We start from the raw sequence: 19,058 nt of genomic DNA on the forward strand, positions 1-19,058 counted from the left end.
GTACGTTTTTGTACCGCGACCTGTTTGCGTCCCGTGTTCCCTCCCGTGCTTCCGCCCGCTCTCCCGGTGCCCTGCGCACCGCTTGCGGGAACCTGGCACAGTGGAGTGGGAACGTTCTCGTTCCTATGAACGTTTCACAAGTGATGACCGGTGCAAGGAGGGCGAGCGCATGACGTACGACCGGCTGGTGTGCGCGAACTGCGCGGCGCCCGTGAGCGAGGGCCGGTGCCCGGTGTGCCGTGCCAACCGCGCGCGACTTCAGCAGGAGGGTTTCCTCGGCGGGGTGAACCCGATGGCGCTGATCGCGCTGCTGGCGGTGCTGATCACCGCGGTGGCGCTGCTGGCGCACCAGACCGCGTAGATCGGCGCGGTCGGCGCGAAGAGCGCGAGAACGCCGTAGAGACGACCGAGGGCCCGGAGCGCCAAGCTCCGGGCCCTTGCGCGTACGGCGTGCGTACGCGGTGTGACCTTGGGGTCACGGTCAGGCGGCGGCGCCGCCCCGGCCGTTCATCAGACGCGGCAGCACACGGAAGCCGATGCCGCCGGCGATCATCGTCGCGGCGCCGATGAGCAGGAACTCGGTCGGACCGGCACCGGTCTCGGCGAGCTGCTTGTCACCGCCCTGGGCCTGGGCCTTGTTGCCGTTGTCGGAGCCCGTGTCGGTCAGGTTCGAGGAACCCTGGTCCTGGGTGGCGTTGTTGTTGCCGCCCTGGGGCTTGTCGTTGTTGCCGCCGGTGCTGCTCGAACCGCCGGTGCTGCCGGAGCCACCGGTGGAGCTGGTGCCGCCTGTGGAGCTGCCACCCGAGGTGCTGGTGCCACCGGTGCTGCTGGTGCCACCGGTGGAGCTGCCACCCGAGGTGCTGGTGCCACCGGTGGAGCTGCCACCCGAGGTGCTGGAGCCGCCCGTGGTGCTGGAGCCGCCCGTGGTGCTGGAGCCGCCGGTGCTGCTGGAGCCACCGGTGCCGCTGTCACCACCGGTGGAGCTGGTACCGCCGGTGGAGCTGGTGCCGCCGGTGCCGCTGTCACCACCCGTGCTGCTCGAACCCCCGGTGGAGCTGTCGCCGCCGGTGACGAGACCACCGATGGTGACGCCGCCGTTGGTCGAGGAGTCCCCGCCGGTGGTGCTGGAACCGCCGGTGCCGGAGTCACCGCCCGTGGTGGAGGTGCCACCAGTGGTAGAGGTGCCACCAGTGGTGGAGTCCCCGCCGGTGGTGGAGTCGCCGCCGGTGGTGCTGGAACCGCCGGTCGAGGAGTCTCCGCCGGTCGTGGTGCCGCCGGTGGTGCAGACCGCCACCGGGCAGCCGCCGTCGGTGCCGCCGCTGTCGTTCCCGGCGTCCGTGTGCACGCCCAGGCTGATCGGGCCGGCCTGGACATCGATGCCCGCGGCGGAGGCCGCGCCGGCTGCGGTCAGTGACGCACCGGCCGCGATCACGGCGCCCGCGGCTATCCGCGCGACCCGGATCCGCGTCTTCTTCGTCATATGGTTGCTACCCCCAGTAGCTGTTCGTCAATGAGGCGGCGCGTGGGGCGTTGCCGTGATCGACGGGAGGCAGCCGGTGACGAAGCGCGTCAACTCATTCCCCCGGTTCACATGCGCCCCTCAAGTACGCATGCCGCGTGCAACTCTTCCCATTCTTCAAAGCAACGTCAAGGGCATTGCGGGCGCATTGTCCGTTGAGGGCGCTTATGCGGCGACTTGGAACCTGTAACTGTGACGTAAAACCCAGACATAACAACAACTGCCACCTCGCGGGCGGCAGTTGTCATGTCGACAAAGTCACTTCTCCTGCTGCTTGCGCCAGCGAATGCCGGCCTCCAGGAACCCGTCGATCTCGCCGTTGAACACGGCCTCCGGGTTGCCGACCTCGAACTCGGTGCGCAGGTCCTTGACCATCTGGTAGGGGTGCAGGACGTACGAACGCATCTGGTTGCCCCAGGAGTTGCCGCCGTCTCCCTTGAGGGCGTCCATCTTGGCCTGCTCCTCCTGGCGGCGGCGCTCCAGCAGCTTGGCCTGGAGGACGTTCATCGCCGTGGCCTTGTTCTGGATCTGGGAGCGCTCGTTCTGGCAGGAGACCACGATGCCGGTGGGGAGGTGGGTCAGCCGCACCGCGGAGTCGGTGGTGTTCACGCCCTGGCCGCCGGGGCCGGAGGAGCGGTAGACGTCGACCCGCAGCTCGGTCTCGTCGATCTCGATGTGATCGGTCTGCTCGACCACGGGCAGCACCTCGACGCCCGCGAAGGAGGTCTGACGGCGGCCCTGGTTGTCGTAGGGGGAGATGCGCACCAGACGGTGCGTGCCCTGCTCGACGGAGAGGGTGCCGTAGGCGTACGGCGCCTGGACGGCGAAGGTCGTCGACTTGATGCCGGCCTCTTCGGCGTACGACGTCTCGATCAGCTCGGTCTTGTAGCCGCGCTGCTCGGCCCAGCGCAGGTACATGCGCTGGAGCTTCTCGGCGAAGTCGGCGGCGTCGACACCGCCGGCCTCGGCGCGGATGTTGACGAGCGCCTCACGGGAGTCGTACTCGCCGGACAGGAGGGTGCGGACCTCCATCTCGTCCAGCGACTTCCTGACGGAGGCCAGCTCGGACTCGGCCTCGGCACGGGTGTCCGGGTCGTCCTCCTCCTCGGCCATCTCGAAGAGGACGGCGAGATCGTCGATCCGGCCGCGCAGCGCCTCCGCCTTCCTGACCTCGGCCTGGAGGTGGGAGAGCTTGCTGGTGATCTTCTGCGCCTCGTCCGGGTTGTCCCACAGGGACGGCGCGGCCGCCTGCTCCTCGAGCACGGCGATATCTGCCCTCATCTTTTCGAGGTCCAGGACGGCCTCGATCGACTCCATGGTCGAGGAGAGGGACTTCAGCTCTTCGGATACATCGACGACTGCCACGCCTCCAGCGTAACGGCTGTGGCAAGGAGCCCGGGCAGGGCGCGGTCAGGGCGCCTGCGTGCTGTGGGTGTCCCGGGCCGGCCCGTCGTCGCCGGAGGAGGAGGCCGCGTAGGCGCCGACGCCCACCACCGCCGCCACGACCGCCCCGGCCACACCGAGCGTGATCCGGCGCCGGCGCACCACCGCCCGGTGGCGGGCCGAACCCGGCCGGGGCGCACCGGTGGCCCGGGGAGCGCGCGCGGTCCCGTGGGCGCCGCCGGCCAGCTCGTCCGGGCCCGGCACCCGCATCGAGGTGTGCGTGTCCCGGTTGGAGTCCGGCTTGGCGCCCGGCACCAGCGAGACCGCGCCCCGGCGCCGGGCCGGCTCGGCCGGCGCGGCCGCCGGTTCCTGCTCCGCCGGCTCCTCGGCCTGGTCCGGCTCGTCCACCTCCAGCGGCGGCATCCCGGCCAGCGTCGGGAGCTGCTCGCGCAGCCGTGCCGCGAGCTCCGAGGCCCGCAGCCGGGAGGCGGGCGCCTTGGCCAGGCACTGCACGATCAGCTGCCACAGCTCCTCGGGGATGCCGGGCAGCGGGACGACGGTCTCGGTGACATGGCGGCGCAGCACCGCGCCCGGGTGGCCGCCGCCGAACGGGGTGAAGCCGGCCAGCAGCTCGTACAGGACGGTGGCGAGGGCGTAGATGTCGACGGACGCGCGCGGGGGCAGGCCCTCGACGATCTCCGGGGCCAGGTAGTCCGGCGTGCCGATGATCTTCGTGGCCTTGGTCCGCTTCGGCGAGTCGATCAGCTTGGCGACGCCGAAGTCCGTCAGCAGGGCGGGGTGCGACCCGCCCGGCCCCAGGGGCCCCTGCATGTCGAGGAGGACGTTCTCGGGCTTGACGTCCCGGTGGACGACCCCGGCGGCGTGGGCCGCCGCGAGCGCGTCGGCGACGTCGGCGACGATCGCCACGGCCGACTCGGGGGCGAGTCGCCGCTCGCGCTCCAGCCGGGTGCGCAGGTCGGTGCCGCGTACCAGGTCCATGACCAGAGCCAGGTCGTTGCCGTCGACCACGAGGTCGCGCACGGTGACGATGTGCGGGTGCTCCAGGCCGAGCAGCGCGGTGCGCTCCTGGACGAAGCGTCCGACGAGCTCCTGGTCGGAGGCGAGGTCCTCGCGCAGCATCTTGATGGCGACGGGTCCGTCCGGTCCCTCGCCCAGCCACACCGTGCCGGCGCTGCCCCGCCCCAGGATCTGGTTCGCGGTGTACCGGCTGCCGATCTTCCGTGCCAAGACTGCTCCTACAGGCGCGCGTTGTCGCGTGGTGTCGTCAAAACTACGCGTCCGAGGAGCCAACCTTCACCGCGGAGACGGAAATCACCCGCCAGATGTCGACAAATCCGCAAACTCGCGGTCGGGTTGCGGGCGTTCCGGGATCAATTGCCCGACGAGCCGCCGAGGTCCTTCGCCCACTTGCTGACCTGGCCGACCCAGTGGCTCACCTCGTGCCAGTAGCTGCGCCCCTGGCCGATCCAGGTGTGCAGCGGGGTCAGTTCGTAGATCAGCCAGCTCGCCACGACCAGGATGACGATCGTGAACAGGCAGCCCTTCAGGCAGCCGAGTCCCGGGATCTTCATCGGGTTGGCGCTGCGCCGGCGCGGTTCCCGCGGCTCGCGCGCGGGGCGCTGCGGCTCCGGGGCGTACCGCTGCGGCTGCTGCGGCGGGGCGTACTGCTGGGGCTGCTGCTGTCCGTAGCCGTAGCCCTGCTGGTAGCCCTGCTGCCGGCCGCGCGGCTGCGGCTGCTGGGGACGGGCCTGGGGAGCCTGGCGCGGCTGCTGCTGGGGCCGGGCGACCTGGCGCTGCGGCCGGTGGCGCAGCGGGTCGTCCTCCGGGGCCAGGTACTGGACCTGCGTCTGTTCGTTGCGGTCCCGGGCGGCACGCAGCTGGTTCTGCCAGGGGTGCGGCTGGTCGGGCTGCTGTCCCTGCGGGCCGGTGCCGGGCAGCACCGCCGTCGGGTCGGGGGCCCCCGTGTTCGGCAGTACGGCGGTGGGGTCGGCGGCGCCGGCCGGGCCGCCGGTGTGCGGCAGGACGCTCGTCGCGGCACTCGGGTCGTACGCCTGCGGGGCGTTCGTCGGCAGCACCTGGGTGGGATCGGCGGCGCCCGGCACGCCCGGTACGGCCGTCGGCGCCGGGTCGGGGGCGAGCAGCATGCCCACGCCCTCGGCGGCCGCGATCTGCGCCGCGTTCGCGTGCACGCCGATGCCCTCGGCGACGACGCGCAGCCCGCGCGCGAGGCTCTCGGCGCTCGGCCGGTCGTCGGGGTTCTTGCGCAGGCAGCGCTCTATGACCGTCCACAGCGGGTCCGGGACGGTGGAGGGGCGGCGCGGCTCGGCGCTCAGGTGCTGGTGCAGGACTTCGAGCGCGGTGCTGCCGGAGAACGGCGGGCGGCCGGTGACCAGCTCGTACAGCAGGATGCCGGCGCCGTAGATGTCGACCGCGGAGGTCTGCGGGCGGCCCTCGGCGGACTCCGGCGCCACGTACGCGGGCGTGCCGACGAACTCGCTGGTGCGGGTCAGTCCCGGGGAGTCGGCGAGGCGGGCGATGCCGAAGTCGGTCAGCATCGGGTGCATCCGGCCGTCGTTCTGCGCGAGCAGCACGTTGGCGGGCTTCAGGTCGCGGTGTACGACCCCGTCGGCGTGGCTCGCGGCGAGCGCGTCGGCGATCTGGGCCGTCAGCAGCGCGGCGGCGACCGGCGTGAGCGGGCCGTTCTCGCGCAGGTAGCGGTGCAGGTCGGGGCCGTCGACGAGGTCCATGACCAGGGCCAGCAGATCACCCTCGACGACCAGGTCGCGGACCCGGACGATGTTGGGGTGGGTGAGCCGGAGCAGCACGGAGCGCTCGCGCAGGAAGCGCATCACGATGTCCGGGTCGCTCGCCAGCTCCTCCTTGAGGACCTTGATCGCGAGCGTCTCGCCGGGCTGCCCGGGCACAGCCGCCTCCGCGCCCGCGGTCTCCCGCTGGCGGGCACGCCAGACGGTGCCTGTGGCGCCGCGTCCGAGCGGCTCCTCAAGCAGGTACTTGCTGCCGACTGGCCGCACGTCACGCGCTCCCTGCTGCTTGCTTGCCTTCACTGCCGGTGTTCCGACCCACTGTAGTGCCGCCTTCCTTGGCACTACGTAAGCGTTCCCGAGGATGTTCGATGTGTTCGACGGAAAGACGCGCGCACCGGTGTGTCGGTTGCCGGGGAGCGGACGTGACCGATCTCAAGTGATCGCCGGCGAACCATTGGTCAGGCACTTTTGGGGGCAGAGCCGACCAATCAAGATCACTTGTTACCGGGTGCGGGGCGCGGTGTCAGTGGCAGGTGCGAGGATGCCTTCCAGTACTGGCCGACGTGCTCGTGTTGGGGTGGGGATGCAGATCCGGCTGACCGTCGTAGACCCGCTGGGCCCGGCCCCGCAGCGGGGCCGCGCCGCGAGCCGCGACGTGCTGGTCACGGCGCCCACGGGCACGGATCTGGCCGCGGTCGCGTCCGCGCTGGCCGGGGCGGTCGGCACGGAGGCCGGCCAGGGCCAGGCCGCCTCCGCCCCGGGCCTCGTCCTGTACGCCGGCACCGAGCGCCTGGACCCGCGCCGCTGCACCCTCGGCGAGCCCCCGCTGGTCGACGGCGCCGTGCTGTCCCTCGGCGCTCCCGCGGCGGCCGAGCCGCACCCCGAGCTGGACGACGCGCCGACCCAGCTGCACGTCGTCGCGGGTCCGGACGCGGGCGGGGTCCATCTGCTGCACGGCGGCCGGATCAGCGTGGGCCGCTCGGCCGACGCCGACGTCCCCCTGGACGACCCCGACGTCTCCCGGCTGCACTGCGCGGTCACGGTCGGCGCCGACGGCCGCGTCTCGGTCGCCGACCTCGGCTCCACGAACGGCACGGCGCTCGACGGCGTGCGGATCGGCGAGCGGCCGGTGCGGGTCCCGGCCGGAGGGCTGCTGCGCATCGGCGAGTCGGCCCTGCGGGTCACCCCGGCCGCCGGGCCGGGGGCGCGGGTGGACACGGTGCCGGACGGGGAGGGGTGCCTGCGGGTCACCGGCGACGCGGCGCACGACAGCGCCCCGGACACCTCGCCGGACGCGGGCGGCGCCCGCGCCGACGGCGGTGTCTCCGGGGGTGCGGGACCGGAGCACGGGCGTGCGGAGTCACCCCTGGTGCCCGGGCAGGGCGGGGCGCCGCGGATCGAGAGCGCGCGCGACACGGCTTTCGGCGGGGACACGCACGCGGGGCGCTTCGGCATCGCCGGGGCGGGCGAGGAACCGCCGGGCGGCGGCCGGAAGAACACCCCGGTCCGGGGCACCGACGCCCCGCACAGCGCCCGGCGCCGCGGGCTCGGCAAGTGGGCCCGGCGCCTGGCCGGGGGCCGCGCGGAGCACCCGGAGGGCGCGGAGTCGTACGACACCGAGGTGGACCGCTCCCCCGGCACCGCCCCCGTGGCCGACGCCCCGCGGCAGCCGGAGACCTGGCCGGATCCCGCCGCCCTGCTGCTGACGGCGCTCGGTCCCGGGCCCCGGCTGTGGGAGCGCGGGCCGGGCCACCCGGAGGCGCTGACCGTACGGGTCGGCACGGCCGACCGGAGCGCGCCGGACGGCTCGGGCCTGCTGCCTGCCGTGCCGGTGACGGCGGCGCTGCGCGAGGCGGGCTCGCTGGGCCTGGCCGGTCCGCGCCCCCGGCTGTCCGGGCTGGCCCGCGCGGTGCTGGCCCAGCTCGCCGCGATGCACTCCCCCGATCTGCTGGAGATCGTGCTGATCAGCGCCGACCGCTCCCGGCCCGTCGAGGAGCGCACGGCCGAGTGGTCCTGGCTGGGCTGGCTCCCGCACGTACGGCCGGGCCACGGCCAGGACTGCCGCCTCCTGCTGGCCTACGACCGCGAGCAGGCCGCGGCCCGCGCGGAGGAACTGCTGCGCCGGCTGGACGACCACACGGCCACCGGCAGAAGCGCGGCCCACCCCGCCGGTGCCCCGGCGCCCGGCACCGGCGGCACAGCGCCGGGCGCCGCAGCCGTGCGCGCCACGCTCCCGGAGCCCCTCGCCACGACCTCACCGGCGGGTCCGCCCGCCCGGAGCACCCCGGCGGGCGCGCCCGCAGCCCCAGGCACCGCGGCCCGCCCCGGCGGCCCGGCCGCACCCGGCGCCTCCGGTACGTCCGCCGCCCTGGTCCGGGACGCCGCGCCGGACGCCCCGGGCTTCCCCCCGTCCGGCTCGCCCTCACCCGCGCCGCGCCGGTCCGCCCACGGCTCGGCCGCCGTGGCCCACGGCCTGCCCGCCCATGAGCAGGCGGCCGGCCACCCCCTGCCCGGCGTCCCGGGGCACACCGGCTTCCCCGCCGCCGAGCGCCGCCCCTCCTGGGCGAAGGACGGCGCGGATCTCGCCGGTGCCGGCGGTTTCCCCGGCCCCTACACGGTCGTCGTCGTGGACGGCGACCCCGGCGGGACCGCCCTGCGGGAAGCTCTCGCGCGGCTGGCCGTGGCCGGGCCGCGGGTCGGGGTGCACGTGGTGTGTCTCGCAGAGACCGGCCCCGCGTCGGCGGAGTCCCCCGTGGCGGCGACGTACGAGGCGGCCTGCTCGGCGACGCCGACTCTGCGGCACTGCGGTGCCGTGGCACTGCTCGGCGGGGACGTCGCGACCGCGCTGCATCTGGTGCGGGTCGCGCCCGGCGGGCCGGTGGGTCCCGGGGTGCTCGCCGCCGTCGACGCCGTCTCCGGCGCCTGGGCGGAGCGGTTCGCGCGGGCGCTGGCGCCGCTGCGCCCGGACGGCCCGGTCGTCGAGCCGCACGCGCGCGTGGCCACGCCGTTGCCCCAGTCGGCCCGCCTGCTGGACGAGTTGGGGCTGGCCCGGGCCACCCCGGCGTCGCTGATGGCGCGCTGGGCGGACGCCGCCGACGACACGCAGGCGCTCGGCGGCCGGGCGCGGGCGGTGCTCGGTGCCGGGCCGCGCGGGCCGCTCACCGCCGACCTGGTGGCCGACGGGCCGCATCTGCTGGTCGAGGGGCCGGCCGGCAGCGGTCGTACGGAGCTGCTGCGCTCCCTGGTGGCCTCGCTGGCCGCCGCCGAGCGGCCGGACCGGCTGGGCGTCGTGCTGATCGACGGGCGGGACGGGGCCGGGGGCGGCGCCGGGCGCGGTGAAGGGCTGCGCGCGTGCACCGACATACCGCATGTCACCACCCACCTCATCGCCAACGACCCCGTGCGGATGCGGGAGTTCGCCCAGTCGCTGGCCGCCGAGCTGAAGCGGCGCGCGGAGCTGCTGGGCCGGTCGGACTTCGCCGAGTGGCACGCGGGGCGCACGCTGTCGGGCCGTATCGTGGCGCAGCGCACGGCCTCGGCCGGTTCCTCCGGGGACATAGAGGCCCCGCCCAGCTCCACCCTGCGGCTGCGGCCGGGCGCCGCCGCGCGCGGGCGGGCCGAGGCGGCACCGCCGTTGCCCCGGCTCGTGGTGGTCGTCGACGATCTGGACGCGCTGGTCTCGCCCGCGCTCGGCTCGCCCGGCCGGCCGGCCGCGGGGTCGGTGATGCGGGCGCTGGAGGCGGTGGCCCGGGAGGGCGAGCGGCTCGGCGTGCACCTGGTGGCGGCGGCCGGTGCGGGGGGCCGTACGGCGGAGACGGAGCCGGCGCGCCGGGCCACGCTGCGGGTCGTGCTGGACGCCCCGACGACGGGTCCGGACGAACCGGCGCCGGGGCGCGGCCGGTTGGCGGCCCCCGGCGGCCGGGCCACCGGATTCCAGGCGGGCCGGGTGACGGGCCGTATCCCGCGCACCGCGACCCAGCGGCCCACGGTCGTCCCGCTGGACTGGGCCCGCATGGGCGACCCGCCGGCCCGCCGTCCGGTGCGGGAGCTGGGCAACGGCCCGACGGACCTGGCGCTGCTGGCGAGCGCGGTGGAGCGGGCGGCCCGGGAGGTGTCGGCGGCCCAGGTGCCGTCCCTGCTCTGACCGCCCCCTCGCGCCGACGCGCGTTTCACGTTCGTCTCGAACCCGCTCGCATACACTCTCGGTCACGAGCCGGTCACGATGACCGCTCCGGCCCCGCAGGCGCTCTTGCCCGCCCTGAGCGGCCCGTCGTACACCGGACCGCACGGGACAGTCTTCTTGACGTTCAACGGAGAACGACGAACGGGGAAGTGATGCGCAGCAGGAGCAGCAGCACCATCCGGACACGCAGGACCGTCACCACGGTCACCGCCCTGCTCGCGGGAGCCCTCGCGCTCTCCGCGTGCTCCGGCGGCGGCGACAAGAGCGACACGGGGAAGCAGGGCGGCGGGACCACCCCGACCGGTTCCACCGTCAGCCTCCCCAAGCTGAACGGCGCCACCCTGGAGATCGCCGCCGTCTGGACCGGCCAGGAGCAGAGCAACTTCAAGCAGGTGCTGGCCGAGTTCGAGAAGCGGACCGGCGCGAAGGTCACCTTCGTGCCCGCCCAGGACCCGATCATCAACTTCCTCGGCTCGAAGATCGCGGGCGGCCAGCCGCCGGACGTGGCGATGCTGCCGCAGCCCGGCGCCATCAAACAGGCCGTACAGCAGAAGTGGGCCAAACCGCTCGGAGCGGACGCCCTGAAGGAGCTGCAGAAGAACTACTCACAGGGCTGGCAGGACATCGGCAAGGTCGACGGCAAGCAGTACGGCGTCTACTACAAGGCCGCCAACAAGTCGCTGATCTGGTACAACGCCAAGGTCTTCGCGAACGCGGGCGCCAAGGAACCGAAGACCTGGAAGGACCTGCTGACCACCGCGCAGGCGGTCTACGACTCCGGGGTCACGCCGTTCTCGGTGCCGGGCGCGGACGGCTGGCCGCTGACGGACTGGTTCGAGAACGTCTATCTGTCCCAGGCGGGGCCCGCGAAGTACGACCAGCTCACCCAGCACAAGATCAAGTGGACGGATCCGTCGGTCAAGCAGGCCCTCGAAACGCTCGCGCAGATCTGGGGCAAGAAGGACTACCTCGCGGGCGGGCAGAGCGGGGCGCTGCAGACCGAGTTCCCGGCCTCGGTCACCCAGACCTTCACCGGCGGCGACCAGCCGAAGGCCGCGATGGTCTACGAGGGCGACTTCGTGCAGGTCAACATCGGTGAGACCAAGGCGAAGGTGGGCACGGACGCGAAGGTGTTCCCGTTCCCGGCGGTCGGCGCGAGCGCGCCCGTGGTCTCCGGCGGCGACGCGGCGGTCATCCTGAAGGACTCCAAGGCGGCCCAGGCCCTGGTCACCTTCCTCGCCTCCCCGGACGCGGCGACGATCCAGGCCAGGCTCGGCGGCTATCTCTCGCCGAACAAGAACGTGCCGGTCTCGGCGTACCCGAACGAGGTGCAGCAGAAGATCGCCAAGGCGCTGATCGCGTCCGGTGACGACTTCCGCTTCGACATGTCCGACCAGGCGCCGCAGGCCTTCGGCGGCACCCCGGGCAAGGGTGAGTGGAAGGACCTCCAGGACTTCCTGCGCAACCCGTCGGACGTGGCGGGCACCCAGGCGAAGCTGGAGAAGGACGCGGCGGCGGCGTACGGAAGCGGGAGCTGACCCGGCGATGGCGTCGGCAGCGGCGGCCGGGACCCCACCGGGTCCCGCCGCACCCCCCTCCGCCAAGAGCCGCAAGAGCGTGACCGGCACCCGCCGGGCCGTGGCAGCGCTGTTCCTGCTGCCCGCCCTGGTGCTGCTCGGCGCGCTCGTGGTCTACCCCATCGGGTACTCGCTGGTCCGCAGTTTCGTGGACAACTCCGGCCACGGCTTCGCCGGAGGCGACAACTACAAGACGCTCTTCTCGGACGACAGCATCCGCACGGCCTTCAAGAACAACGTCATCTGGGTGGTGTTCGCGCCGACGGTCTCCACCGCGCTCGGCCTGGTCTTCGCGGTGCTGACCGAACGGGTGCGCTGGGGAACGGCGTTCAAGCTGGTCGTCTTCATGCCGATGGCGATCTCGATGCTGGCGGCCGGGATCATCTTCCGGCTGGTGTACGACCAGGATCCGCACAAGGGCGTCGCGAACGCGGTGTGGGTGGGGGTGCACGACACCTTCGCGCAGTCGTCGGCGTTCCCGAACGCCCACCCGGGCCGCGAGTCGCCCCTCGTCGCTCAGCAGGGCGGCTTCATCACCAAGGCGGCCGTCCACACGGGCCAGAGCGTCACCCTCCCCCTCGTCGGCGTCGCCCCCGACCAGATGCCGGACGGCGCGAAGAGGGCCGTGGCCGCGAGGCCGGAGCCGGGGAAGATCACCGGCACCACCTGGCAGGACTTCACCCGCGGCAAGGGCGTCGGCCGGCTCGGCGTGCCCGACCCGTCCGAGCCGGGCTACGCCGGGATGCGGATCGAGGCGGTGAAGGACGGCCGGGTGGTCGCCTCCACCAAGGCCGCCGGCGACGGCACCTTCACGCTGCCCGCGTCTGCCGACGGGGCTCGGCTCAGGCTTCCTGCGAGCAACTTCAGGGAGCCGTACAACGGGGTCTCGTGGCTCGGCCCGACGCTGGTCACCCCGGCGATCATCGGGGCGTACGTCTGGATGTGGGCGGGCTTCGCGATGGTGCTGATCGCGGCCGGACTCGCGGGCGTGCCCCGGGAGTTGCTGGAGGCGGCGCGGGTGGACGGCGCCACCGAGTGGCAGGTGTTCCGCAAGGTCACCGTGCCGCTGCTGGCGCCCGTCCTCGCGGTCGTCACCGTCACGCTGATGATCAACGTGCTGAAGGTGTTCGACCTCGTCTACATCATCGCCCCGGGCTCCTCCCAGGCCGACGCGAACGTGCTCGCCCTGGAGCTGTACCGCAGGGGCTTCGCCGAGGACCAGCCGGGCGTCGCGAGCGCCATCGCGGTGCTGCTGCTGGTGCTGGTGATCCCGGTGATGGCGTTCAACATCCGGCGGCTGCGGCGGGAGCGGGAGGTACGGCGATGACGGCGACCGCCAAAAGCACGACGAAAGCCGGACCCGCCCGGACGGCGGGGGCGAAGGAGTCCCTCGGCTCGCGCATCGCGCAGCGGCTCGGCGGCGGCCTGGTCCGCGTCTTCCTGATCCTCGTGGGCCTGTTCTGGCTGGTGCCGACCGTCGGTCTGCTGCTGGCCTCGCTGCGCTCCCCGCAGGACATGAGCGCGAGCGGCTGGTGGACGGTGTTCACCAAGCCGTCCCAGCTGACCTTCGACAGCTACCAGAAGCTGCTGGAGAACGGCGACATCACCAGTTCCCTGTGGAACACCGTGCTGATCACCGTCCCGGCGACCGTCCTGGTCGTCGTGGTCGGCTCCCTCGCGGGCTACGCGTTCGCGTGGATGGAGTTCCCGGGCCGGGACTGGTGGTTCCTGGGCGTGGTGAGCCTGCTGGTGGTGCCGGTGCAGGTGGCGCTGATCCCGATCGCCGAACTGTTCGGGAAGATCGGCCTGTTCGGGACGATCTTCGGCGTGATCCTGTTCCACACCGGCTTCGGGCTGCCGTTCGCGGTGTTCCTGCTGCGGAACTTCTTCGCGGAGATCCCGCGCGAGCTGCTGGAGGCGGCCCGGCTGGACGGCGCCGGTGAACTGCGGCTGTTCGCCCGGGTGGTGATGCCGCTCGGCGGGCCCGCGATCGCGAGCCTCGGCATCTTCCAGTTCCTGTGGGTGTGGAACGACATGCTGGTCGCGCTGGTGTTCACCAAGTCGGGCACCCAGCCGATCACGGTCGCCCTGCAGACGCAGGTACGGCAGTTCGGCAACAACGTCGACGTGCTGGCGCCCGGCGCGTTCATCTCCATGGTGATCCCGCTGGCCGTGTTCTTCGCGTTCCAGCGGCAGTTCGTGTCCGGGGTGATGGCGGGCGCGGTGAAGTAGCGGCCCTGCAGCGGCCCTCTGCCGAGGGGCGGGTCTCTGCCGAGGGGCGGGTCTCACCGGGCCCGCCCCTTCGCCGTTCCCGCGCGGTCCCCCACATGCCGTACGCCGCCGTAACCAATTCACTCCAACGGCCGTTCCTGGTCAGACCCCCCGCGCCGATCGACCACCGATGGATGCCCCTTGCCCAGGTTCAGTGTCATTGTCCCCGCGTACCAGGTCCAGGCCTATCTGTCCGAGTGCCTGGACTCGGTGCTCGCGCAGTCGTGTGCGGATCTGGAACTGATCGCCGTGGACGCCTGCTCACCGGACGCCTGCGGCGCGCTCATCGACGAGTACGCGGCCGGGGACGCGCGCGTGAAGGCCGTCCACCTGGCGGAGGACCAGGGGCTCGGCAGCGCCCGGAACGCGGGGATGGCGGAGGCGGGCGGCGACTACCTGGTCTTCCTGGACGGCGACGACACGCTCGCCCCGGACGCGCTGCGGGCGCTCGCCGACCGGATCGAGGAGACCGGGGAGCCGGACGTCCTCGTGTACGACTACGCGCGCACGTACTGGGACGGCCGCCAGGTGCGCAACCAGCTCGCCGGCCGGCTCGCCGGGGAGGGCCCCGCGCCGTTCCGGCTGGCCGACCGGCCGGCCGTGCTCAGGGTGCTGACGGTGGCCTGGAACAAGGCCTGCCGGCGGGAGTTCGTCGAGCGGCACGGCTTCGCCTTCCCGCCGGGCTCCTACGAGGACACCCCCTGGACCTTCCCGGTGCTCATGGCGGCGGAGTCGATCGCCACCCTGGACCGGGTCTGCGTGCACTACCGGCAGCGGCGCCGGGGCAGTGTCCGCGCCGGCGCCGAGCGTCGCCACTTCGACCTGTTCACGCAGTACGACCGGGTGTTCGCCTACCTTGCGGAGCATCCCGAACTGGACCGGTGGCGGCCGGAGTTGTTCCGCCGGATGATCGACCACTACGCGGCGGTGTGCACCAGGCGGGGCCGGCTGCCGCGCGGCAGCCACGCCGAGTTCCTGCGCCGGGCCCGCGCCCACTACCGCCAGTACCGCATCCCCGGCGCCCGGATGCGGCCGCGCCACGCCCTGGTCCGCTTCGGGCTGCGCCGCACCTTCCGCGCGCTCCGGCTGGCCTCGGCCGCGCGCCGGCGCACGCTGAGGACGGCGGTGAAGCTGGCCCGCGCCCTGCACGCCGGGGCACTGCGGCTGCACTACCGCGTCCAGCTGCTGCTGCCGGTGCGCGCCGACCGGGCGGTGTTCTCCGCCGAGGCGGGCCCCGGCGACCCGGGTGCGCTGGAGGAGGCGCTGCGCGCCCACGCCCCGCACATCCGGACCGCGTGGCTCGCCCGCCCCGAGCAGCGGCACGCCCTCCCGGCGGGCCCGCGCCACATCCGTCCGGGCACGGCCGCCTACTGGACGGCGCTGGCCCGCTCCGCGTACCTGGTCACGGACGACGTCCTGGAGCGGCGGCTGCGCAAGCGGCGCGGGCAGGTGGTGATCCGGACCGGGCAGGGCACGCCGCTCGGGCACATGGGCCTGGACCTGCTGGAACGCCCGGCGGCGGCCCGGGACACCGACTTCGCGGCGCTGATGCGGGCCGTCGACCAGTGGGACCACGTCCTGTCCGGCAACCGGCACGCGACGCTGGTCTGGGAGCGGGTCCTGCCGGGCCGGTACCGCACGCTGGAGTACGGCGCCCCGCGCAACGACGTCTTCCAGCGGGCGACCTCGGCGGACGTGACCCGGCTGCGCGAGTCGCTCGGCGTCCCGCCCGGCGCGGTCGCGATCCTGTACGCGCCGGCCCACCGCGACCACCGGCGCACCCAGGGCCCGCTGATCGACCTGGCGGGGATCGCCCGCCGCCTCGGCCCGCGCTTCGTGATCCTGGCGCGCACGCCCTACGACCCGGGCGCCGGGGGCGGCCGGATCATCGACGTCCGCGACCACCCGAGCGTGCCGTCCCTCTGCCTGGCCTCGGACGCGCTGCTCACCGACTACGCGTCGCTGATGTTCGACTACGCGTGCCTGGACCGGCCGATCGTCGTGCACACCGCCGACTGGGCGGCGTACGAGGCGGCCCGTGGTGCCTATTTCGACCTGCGGGCGTTCCCGCCGGGCGCGGTCGCGCGCAGCGAGGACGAGCTGGCCGACATCTTCGCGAGCGGCCACTGGCGCGGCTCGCGCTCGGCCCAGCTGCGGGGGGCGTTCCGCGAGCGCTTCTGCCCGTACGACGACGGGCGCGCCGCCGAACGCGTCGTACGGCATGTGATGCTCGGCCAGCCGCCGGAGGCGCTGCCGGCGGTGGTGCCGCTCGCGGAGCGCCATCCGGTGCCGTCGGCCTGCACACGCGCCCCGGCGGTCACCGTGCCGCAGCCTTCCGGGGGTGTGCGGGTCACTCGATGACGAGGTCGACCTCGATGTTGCCGCGGGTGGCGTTGGAGTAGGGGCAGACCTGGTGGGCGGTCTCGACCAGCTTGCGGCCGGTCTCCTCGTCCACGGTGTCGGGCAGCTCGACGCGCAGCGTCACCTTCAGCCCGAAGCCCTCGCCCTGCTTGCCGATGCCCACCTCGGCGGTCACCGCGGCGTCGCTGACGTCGACCTTCGCCTGCCGGCCGACGAGACCGAGCGCGCTGCCGAAGCACGCGGCGTAACCGGCGGCGAAGAGCTGCTCGGGGTTGGTGCCCTCGCCGTTGCCGCCCAGCTCGACCGGCGGGGCCAGCTTGAGGTCGATCTTGCCGTCGGAGGAGATGGCACGACCGTCGCGGCCGTGGGTGGCGGTGGCGACAGCGGTGTAGAGCGCGTCCATGAGAACCATTCCCTTTACGGAGTCGGTGTTGCGGCGGCCACCTGTCCTGGCCGCCTCACGACCACAAGTAGAGCACACAATTAAATTGTGCGCAATCAAATGACCCGCAAGAGCTACCCTGGACCCATGACCGCCACGACCCCCACCACCGACACCGCCGGCGCCCCCGCGGACGCCGAGTCCGACTGGCTCCGCCTGGACCGCCAGATCTGCTTCTCCCTGCACGCCGCGTCCCGCGCCTTCAACGGCGTCTACCGCGTCGTCCTCAAGGACCTCGGGCTCACGTACCCGCAGTACCTGGTGATGCTGGTCCTGTGGGAGCAGGGCGACCTGCCGGTCAAGCAGCTCGGCGAACATCTGCGGCTCGACTCCGGCACGCTGTCTCCGCTGGTCAAGCGGCTGGAGGCGGCCGGTCTGGTACGCCGGGAGCGCAGCGCCGAGGACGAGCGCTCGGTCCGGGTCCGGCTCACCGAGGAGGGCACGGCCCTGCGCGAACGGGCCCGGGAGGTGCCGCGCCGCATCGTCGCCGCGACCGGCTTCGATCCGGCCGAGATCGCCGACCTGCGCGACCGCCTGGACCAGCTCACCGGCACACTGGACGCGGCGGCGCTGGCGAGCCGGGACGGGGGCTCGCCCGCGACGGGATCGTGACGGCTGCCGCAGTACGCTCGTTCATCCGGTTGTGGCGGACGGCACAGGTGATGAAAAGAGGACGCGAAAAGCGGAACCCGAGGCTGATTCCGATCATCTTCCGGGCCGAGCCGTAAGCCTTTCTTAACCGGGTATTACCGAAGATTTCTACGCTCCCGGCCCGTGGACCCCATGCGACCTGACCCGCACAGCACGCCTGAGCCAACCGAGACGCCCACCGCACCGGCACGGCCGGCGCAGGTCGGTGTGATCGTCATCGGCTACAACGACGCCGCTCATGTGGGCGATGCCGTGCGCTCGGCGCTCGCGCAGGGTCCGGCCGTCGCCGAGGTCGTCGCCGTGGACGACTGCTCCACGGACGGCAGCGCCGACCTGCTCGACCGGCTGGCCGCCGAGGAGCCCCGGCTGCGGGTGGTGCGCCGCGCGGTGAACAGCGGCGGCTGCGGCAGCCCGCGCAACGACGGCATCGAGGCGGTGACCGCACCGTACGTGATGTTCCTGGACAGCGACGACGTGCTGCCGGCCGGTGCGGTGGACGCGCTGCTGGCGGCGGCCACGGGGGCGCGCGCCGAGGTCACGGGCGGACTGTGCGTGCGCCGGGAGCTGCCCTCCGGGCGCGAGACGCCCTGGCAGGAGCCCCTCTACACGGCGCATACGGTCCTCGCGCGCCCCACCGAGCGCCCCCGACTGGTCCACGACACGCTGTGCGTCAACAAGCTGTACCGCACCGACTTCCTGCGCGAACACGGCATCCGCTTCCCCGACGGCCGCTTCCTCTACGAGGACATCGTCTTCACCTCGCGCGTGCTGGCCGCCGACCCGCGCATGGCGCTCGTCCCGGACCGCGTGTACGTGTGGCACGTGCGCCGGTCCGCCGAGCGGCTGTCGCTCTCGCTGGACCGGGAGCGCATCGAGAACTGGCAGGCGCGCACGGAGGCGTGCGCGCTGGCGTACGAGACGCTGCTGAACGCCGGGCAGAAGGAGCTGGCGCGGGCGGCGCGGGCGAAGTTCCTCGACCACGAGGTGCGGATGTACGCGCGCGAACTGGGGCTGCGCGACGCGGACTACCAGCGCGCGTGGTGGAAGCACACCAAGGAGTACCTCGCGCGCTACGACGCCGCCGACTGGGAGCTGGACCCGGGTGCGCCGGGCCGCGTGCTCGCGCGCGTCGTCCTTGAGGCGCCCGAGCCGCGCGACCTGCCGCGCCTGCGGGAGCTCGCCGCGCGCCCGGCGCGTCTGCTGCCGCCGTACGCCCGCGACGGCGACGGTCTCCCCGTCTGGTCCGCGGACCTCCCCCAGGTCTCCCTGACGCCGCTCCTGACCCGCCCCACCGCTACCCTGCCGATCACGGTGGACGCGGAACTGGACGCACGCGCGCGTGGCGCGCGGGTGCGCCTGCGGCTGCACGAGCTGTACGGCCGGGTCGCCGAGGCCGGCCCGGGCGGGCTGGACGTGGAGTGGGTGGCGCGCGAGAACCGCGGGGACATCGAGCACACGCGGGGGCGTACGACGGTCCCGCTCACCCCCTCCGGCACGGGCGCGGCCGCGAACGCGGATGCCGACGCGGGCAGTTGGACGGCCGAGGTGCCGGTCGATCTGGCGGTGCTCGGCGCGGGCACCTGGGATCTGCGGCTCACCGTGCACTTCGCGGACGGCGCGCGGCGGGAGATCACGGCGCACGCCACGACGGGCGCCGGCCGGCTGCGCCGCCGTGCCGTCCCGAGCCTGCGGCACGGTGTGCTGCTGGTGCAGCCGTACGCGACGCACTCCGGCGCGCTGGCCGTGCGGCTGGCGAGCGGCGCGGGCGGCGCGGCACGGGTGGCCCGGAGGCGCCTGAAGCGCCTGCTGCGCCGGTAAACAGCCGGTACGCACGCGTGTAGCGTCACGCACCCCCACATCTGCTGCTTCACTGAAAGACGCCCGC

At 73.5% G+C, this 19,058-nt stretch carries 13 protein-coding genes; 8 read left to right on the plus strand and 5 right to left on the minus strand.

Annotated features, from left to right (window positions below; genetic code table 11):
- Positions 1-169: 169 nt before the first annotated feature.
- Complete coding sequence (locus tag ACFC8N_RS04200) at positions 170-361, plus strand: hypothetical protein (RefSeq protein WP_356031677.1); 192 nt, start codon at positions 170-172, stop codon at positions 359-361.
- A 120-nt stretch (positions 362-481) separates the two neighbouring features.
- Here the strand turns inward: ACFC8N_RS04200 and ACFC8N_RS04205 are convergent, their stop codons facing one another.
- The 4 genes from ACFC8N_RS04205 to ACFC8N_RS04220 form a co-directional block, all read right to left on the minus strand.
- Positions 482-1,480, minus strand: a complete 999-nt coding sequence (locus ACFC8N_RS04205) for a hypothetical protein (protein ID WP_376286169.1) — start codon at positions 1,478-1,480, stop codon at positions 482-484.
- A gap of 297 nt (positions 1,481-1,777) precedes the next feature.
- A complete protein-coding gene (gene prfB, locus ACFC8N_RS04210; RefSeq protein WP_356031681.1) occupies positions 1,778-2,884 on the minus strand; it encodes a peptide chain release factor 2 in 1,107 nt (368 codons plus the stop codon).
- A 45-nt stretch (positions 2,885-2,929) separates the two neighbouring features.
- Positions 2,930-4,150, minus strand: a complete 1,221-nt coding sequence (locus ACFC8N_RS04215) for a serine/threonine-protein kinase (protein ID WP_356031683.1) — start codon at positions 4,148-4,150, stop codon at positions 2,930-2,932.
- A 143-nt stretch (positions 4,151-4,293) separates the two neighbouring features.
- On the minus strand, positions 4,294-5,955 hold the full coding sequence (locus ACFC8N_RS04220; RefSeq protein ID WP_356031685.1) for a protein kinase: 1,662 nt from the start codon (positions 5,953-5,955) through the stop codon (positions 4,294-4,296).
- Between the two features lie 316 nt (positions 5,956-6,271).
- Here ACFC8N_RS04220 and ACFC8N_RS04225 point away from each other — a divergent pair, with 316 nt between their 5' ends.
- From ACFC8N_RS04225 to ACFC8N_RS04245, 5 genes are all read left to right on the plus strand, one after another.
- Positions 6,272-9,832, plus strand: coding sequence for an FtsK/SpoIIIE domain-containing protein (locus tag ACFC8N_RS04225; protein WP_376286174.1), 3,561 nt, complete (start codon positions 6,272-6,274; stop codon positions 9,830-9,832).
- Between the two features lie 191 nt (positions 9,833-10,023).
- Complete coding sequence (locus ACFC8N_RS04230; RefSeq protein ID WP_376286177.1) at positions 10,024-11,409, plus strand: ABC transporter substrate-binding protein; 1,386 nt, start codon at positions 10,024-10,026, stop codon at positions 11,407-11,409.
- Between the two features lie 7 nt (positions 11,410-11,416).
- On the plus strand, positions 11,417-12,775 hold the full coding sequence (locus tag ACFC8N_RS04235; protein WP_376286180.1) for a carbohydrate ABC transporter permease: 1,359 nt from the start codon (positions 11,417-11,419) through the stop codon (positions 12,773-12,775).
- A complete protein-coding gene (locus ACFC8N_RS04240; protein ID WP_376286183.1) occupies positions 12,772-13,680 on the plus strand; it encodes a carbohydrate ABC transporter permease in 909 nt (302 codons plus the stop codon). Before ACFC8N_RS04235 ends, ACFC8N_RS04240 begins: the two co-directional genes overlap by 4 nt.
- A 180-nt stretch (positions 13,681-13,860) precedes the next feature.
- Complete coding sequence (locus tag ACFC8N_RS04245; RefSeq protein ID WP_376286186.1) at positions 13,861-16,080, plus strand: CDP-glycerol glycerophosphotransferase family protein; 2,220 nt, start codon at positions 13,861-13,863, stop codon at positions 16,078-16,080.
- On the opposite strand, the gene ACFC8N_RS04250 is transcribed toward ACFC8N_RS04245, so the two are convergent.
- A complete protein-coding gene (locus ACFC8N_RS04250; protein ID WP_356031693.1) occupies positions 16,070-16,483 on the minus strand; it encodes an organic hydroperoxide resistance protein in 414 nt (137 codons plus the stop codon). The two genes, ACFC8N_RS04245 and ACFC8N_RS04250, sit on opposite strands and share 11 nt — an antisense overlap.
- A gap of 126 nt (positions 16,484-16,609) precedes the next feature.
- Between ACFC8N_RS04250 and ACFC8N_RS04255 the strand changes: the two genes are divergently transcribed.
- Positions 16,610-17,134 (plus strand): MarR family transcriptional regulator, encoded by a 525-nt coding sequence (locus ACFC8N_RS04255; protein WP_356031695.1) that lies wholly within the window; start codon positions 16,610-16,612, stop codon positions 17,132-17,134.
- 171 nt (positions 17,135-17,305) lie between these two features.
- A complete protein-coding gene (locus tag ACFC8N_RS04260; RefSeq protein WP_376286277.1) occupies positions 17,306-18,991 on the plus strand; it encodes a glycosyltransferase family 2 protein in 1,686 nt (561 codons plus the stop codon).
- Positions 18,992-19,058: the final 67 nt, after the last annotated feature.

It is taken from the genome of Streptomyces sp. NPDC055966, assembly GCF_042269865.1.
Classification (GTDB): Bacteria; Actinomycetota; Actinomycetes; order Streptomycetales; family Streptomycetaceae; genus Streptomyces.

Bases quoted from the DNA above. Each gene is read 5' to 3' on its own strand.
- ACFC8N_RS04205 (WP_376286169.1), bottom strand. From the start codon at position 1,480: ATGACGAAGAAGACGCGGATCCGGGTCGCGCGGATAGCCGCGGGCGCC.
- ACFC8N_RS04225 (WP_376286174.1), top strand. From the start codon at position 6,272: ATGCAGATCCGGCTGACCGTCGTAGACCCGCTGGGCCCGGCCCCGCAG.
- ACFC8N_RS04260 (WP_376286277.1), top strand. From the start codon at position 17,306: ATGCGACCTGACCCGCACAGCACGCCTGAGCCAACCGAGACGCCCACC.
- ACFC8N_RS04255 (WP_356031695.1), top strand. From the start codon at position 16,610: ATGACCGCCACGACCCCCACCACCGACACCGCCGGCGCCCCCGCGGAC.
- ACFC8N_RS04240 (WP_376286183.1), top strand. From the start codon at position 12,772: ATGACGGCGACCGCCAAAAGCACGACGAAAGCCGGACCCGCCCGGACG.
- ACFC8N_RS04250 (WP_356031693.1), bottom strand. From the start codon at position 16,483: ATGGACGCGCTCTACACCGCTGTCGCCACCGCCACCCACGGCCGCGAC.
- ACFC8N_RS04235 (WP_376286180.1), top strand. From the start codon at position 11,417: ATGGCGTCGGCAGCGGCGGCCGGGACCCCACCGGGTCCCGCCGCACCC.
- ACFC8N_RS04200 (WP_356031677.1), top strand. From the start codon at position 170: ATGACGTACGACCGGCTGGTGTGCGCGAACTGCGCGGCGCCCGTGAGC.
- ACFC8N_RS04230 (WP_376286177.1), top strand. From the start codon at position 10,024: ATGCGCAGCAGGAGCAGCAGCACCATCCGGACACGCAGGACCGTCACC.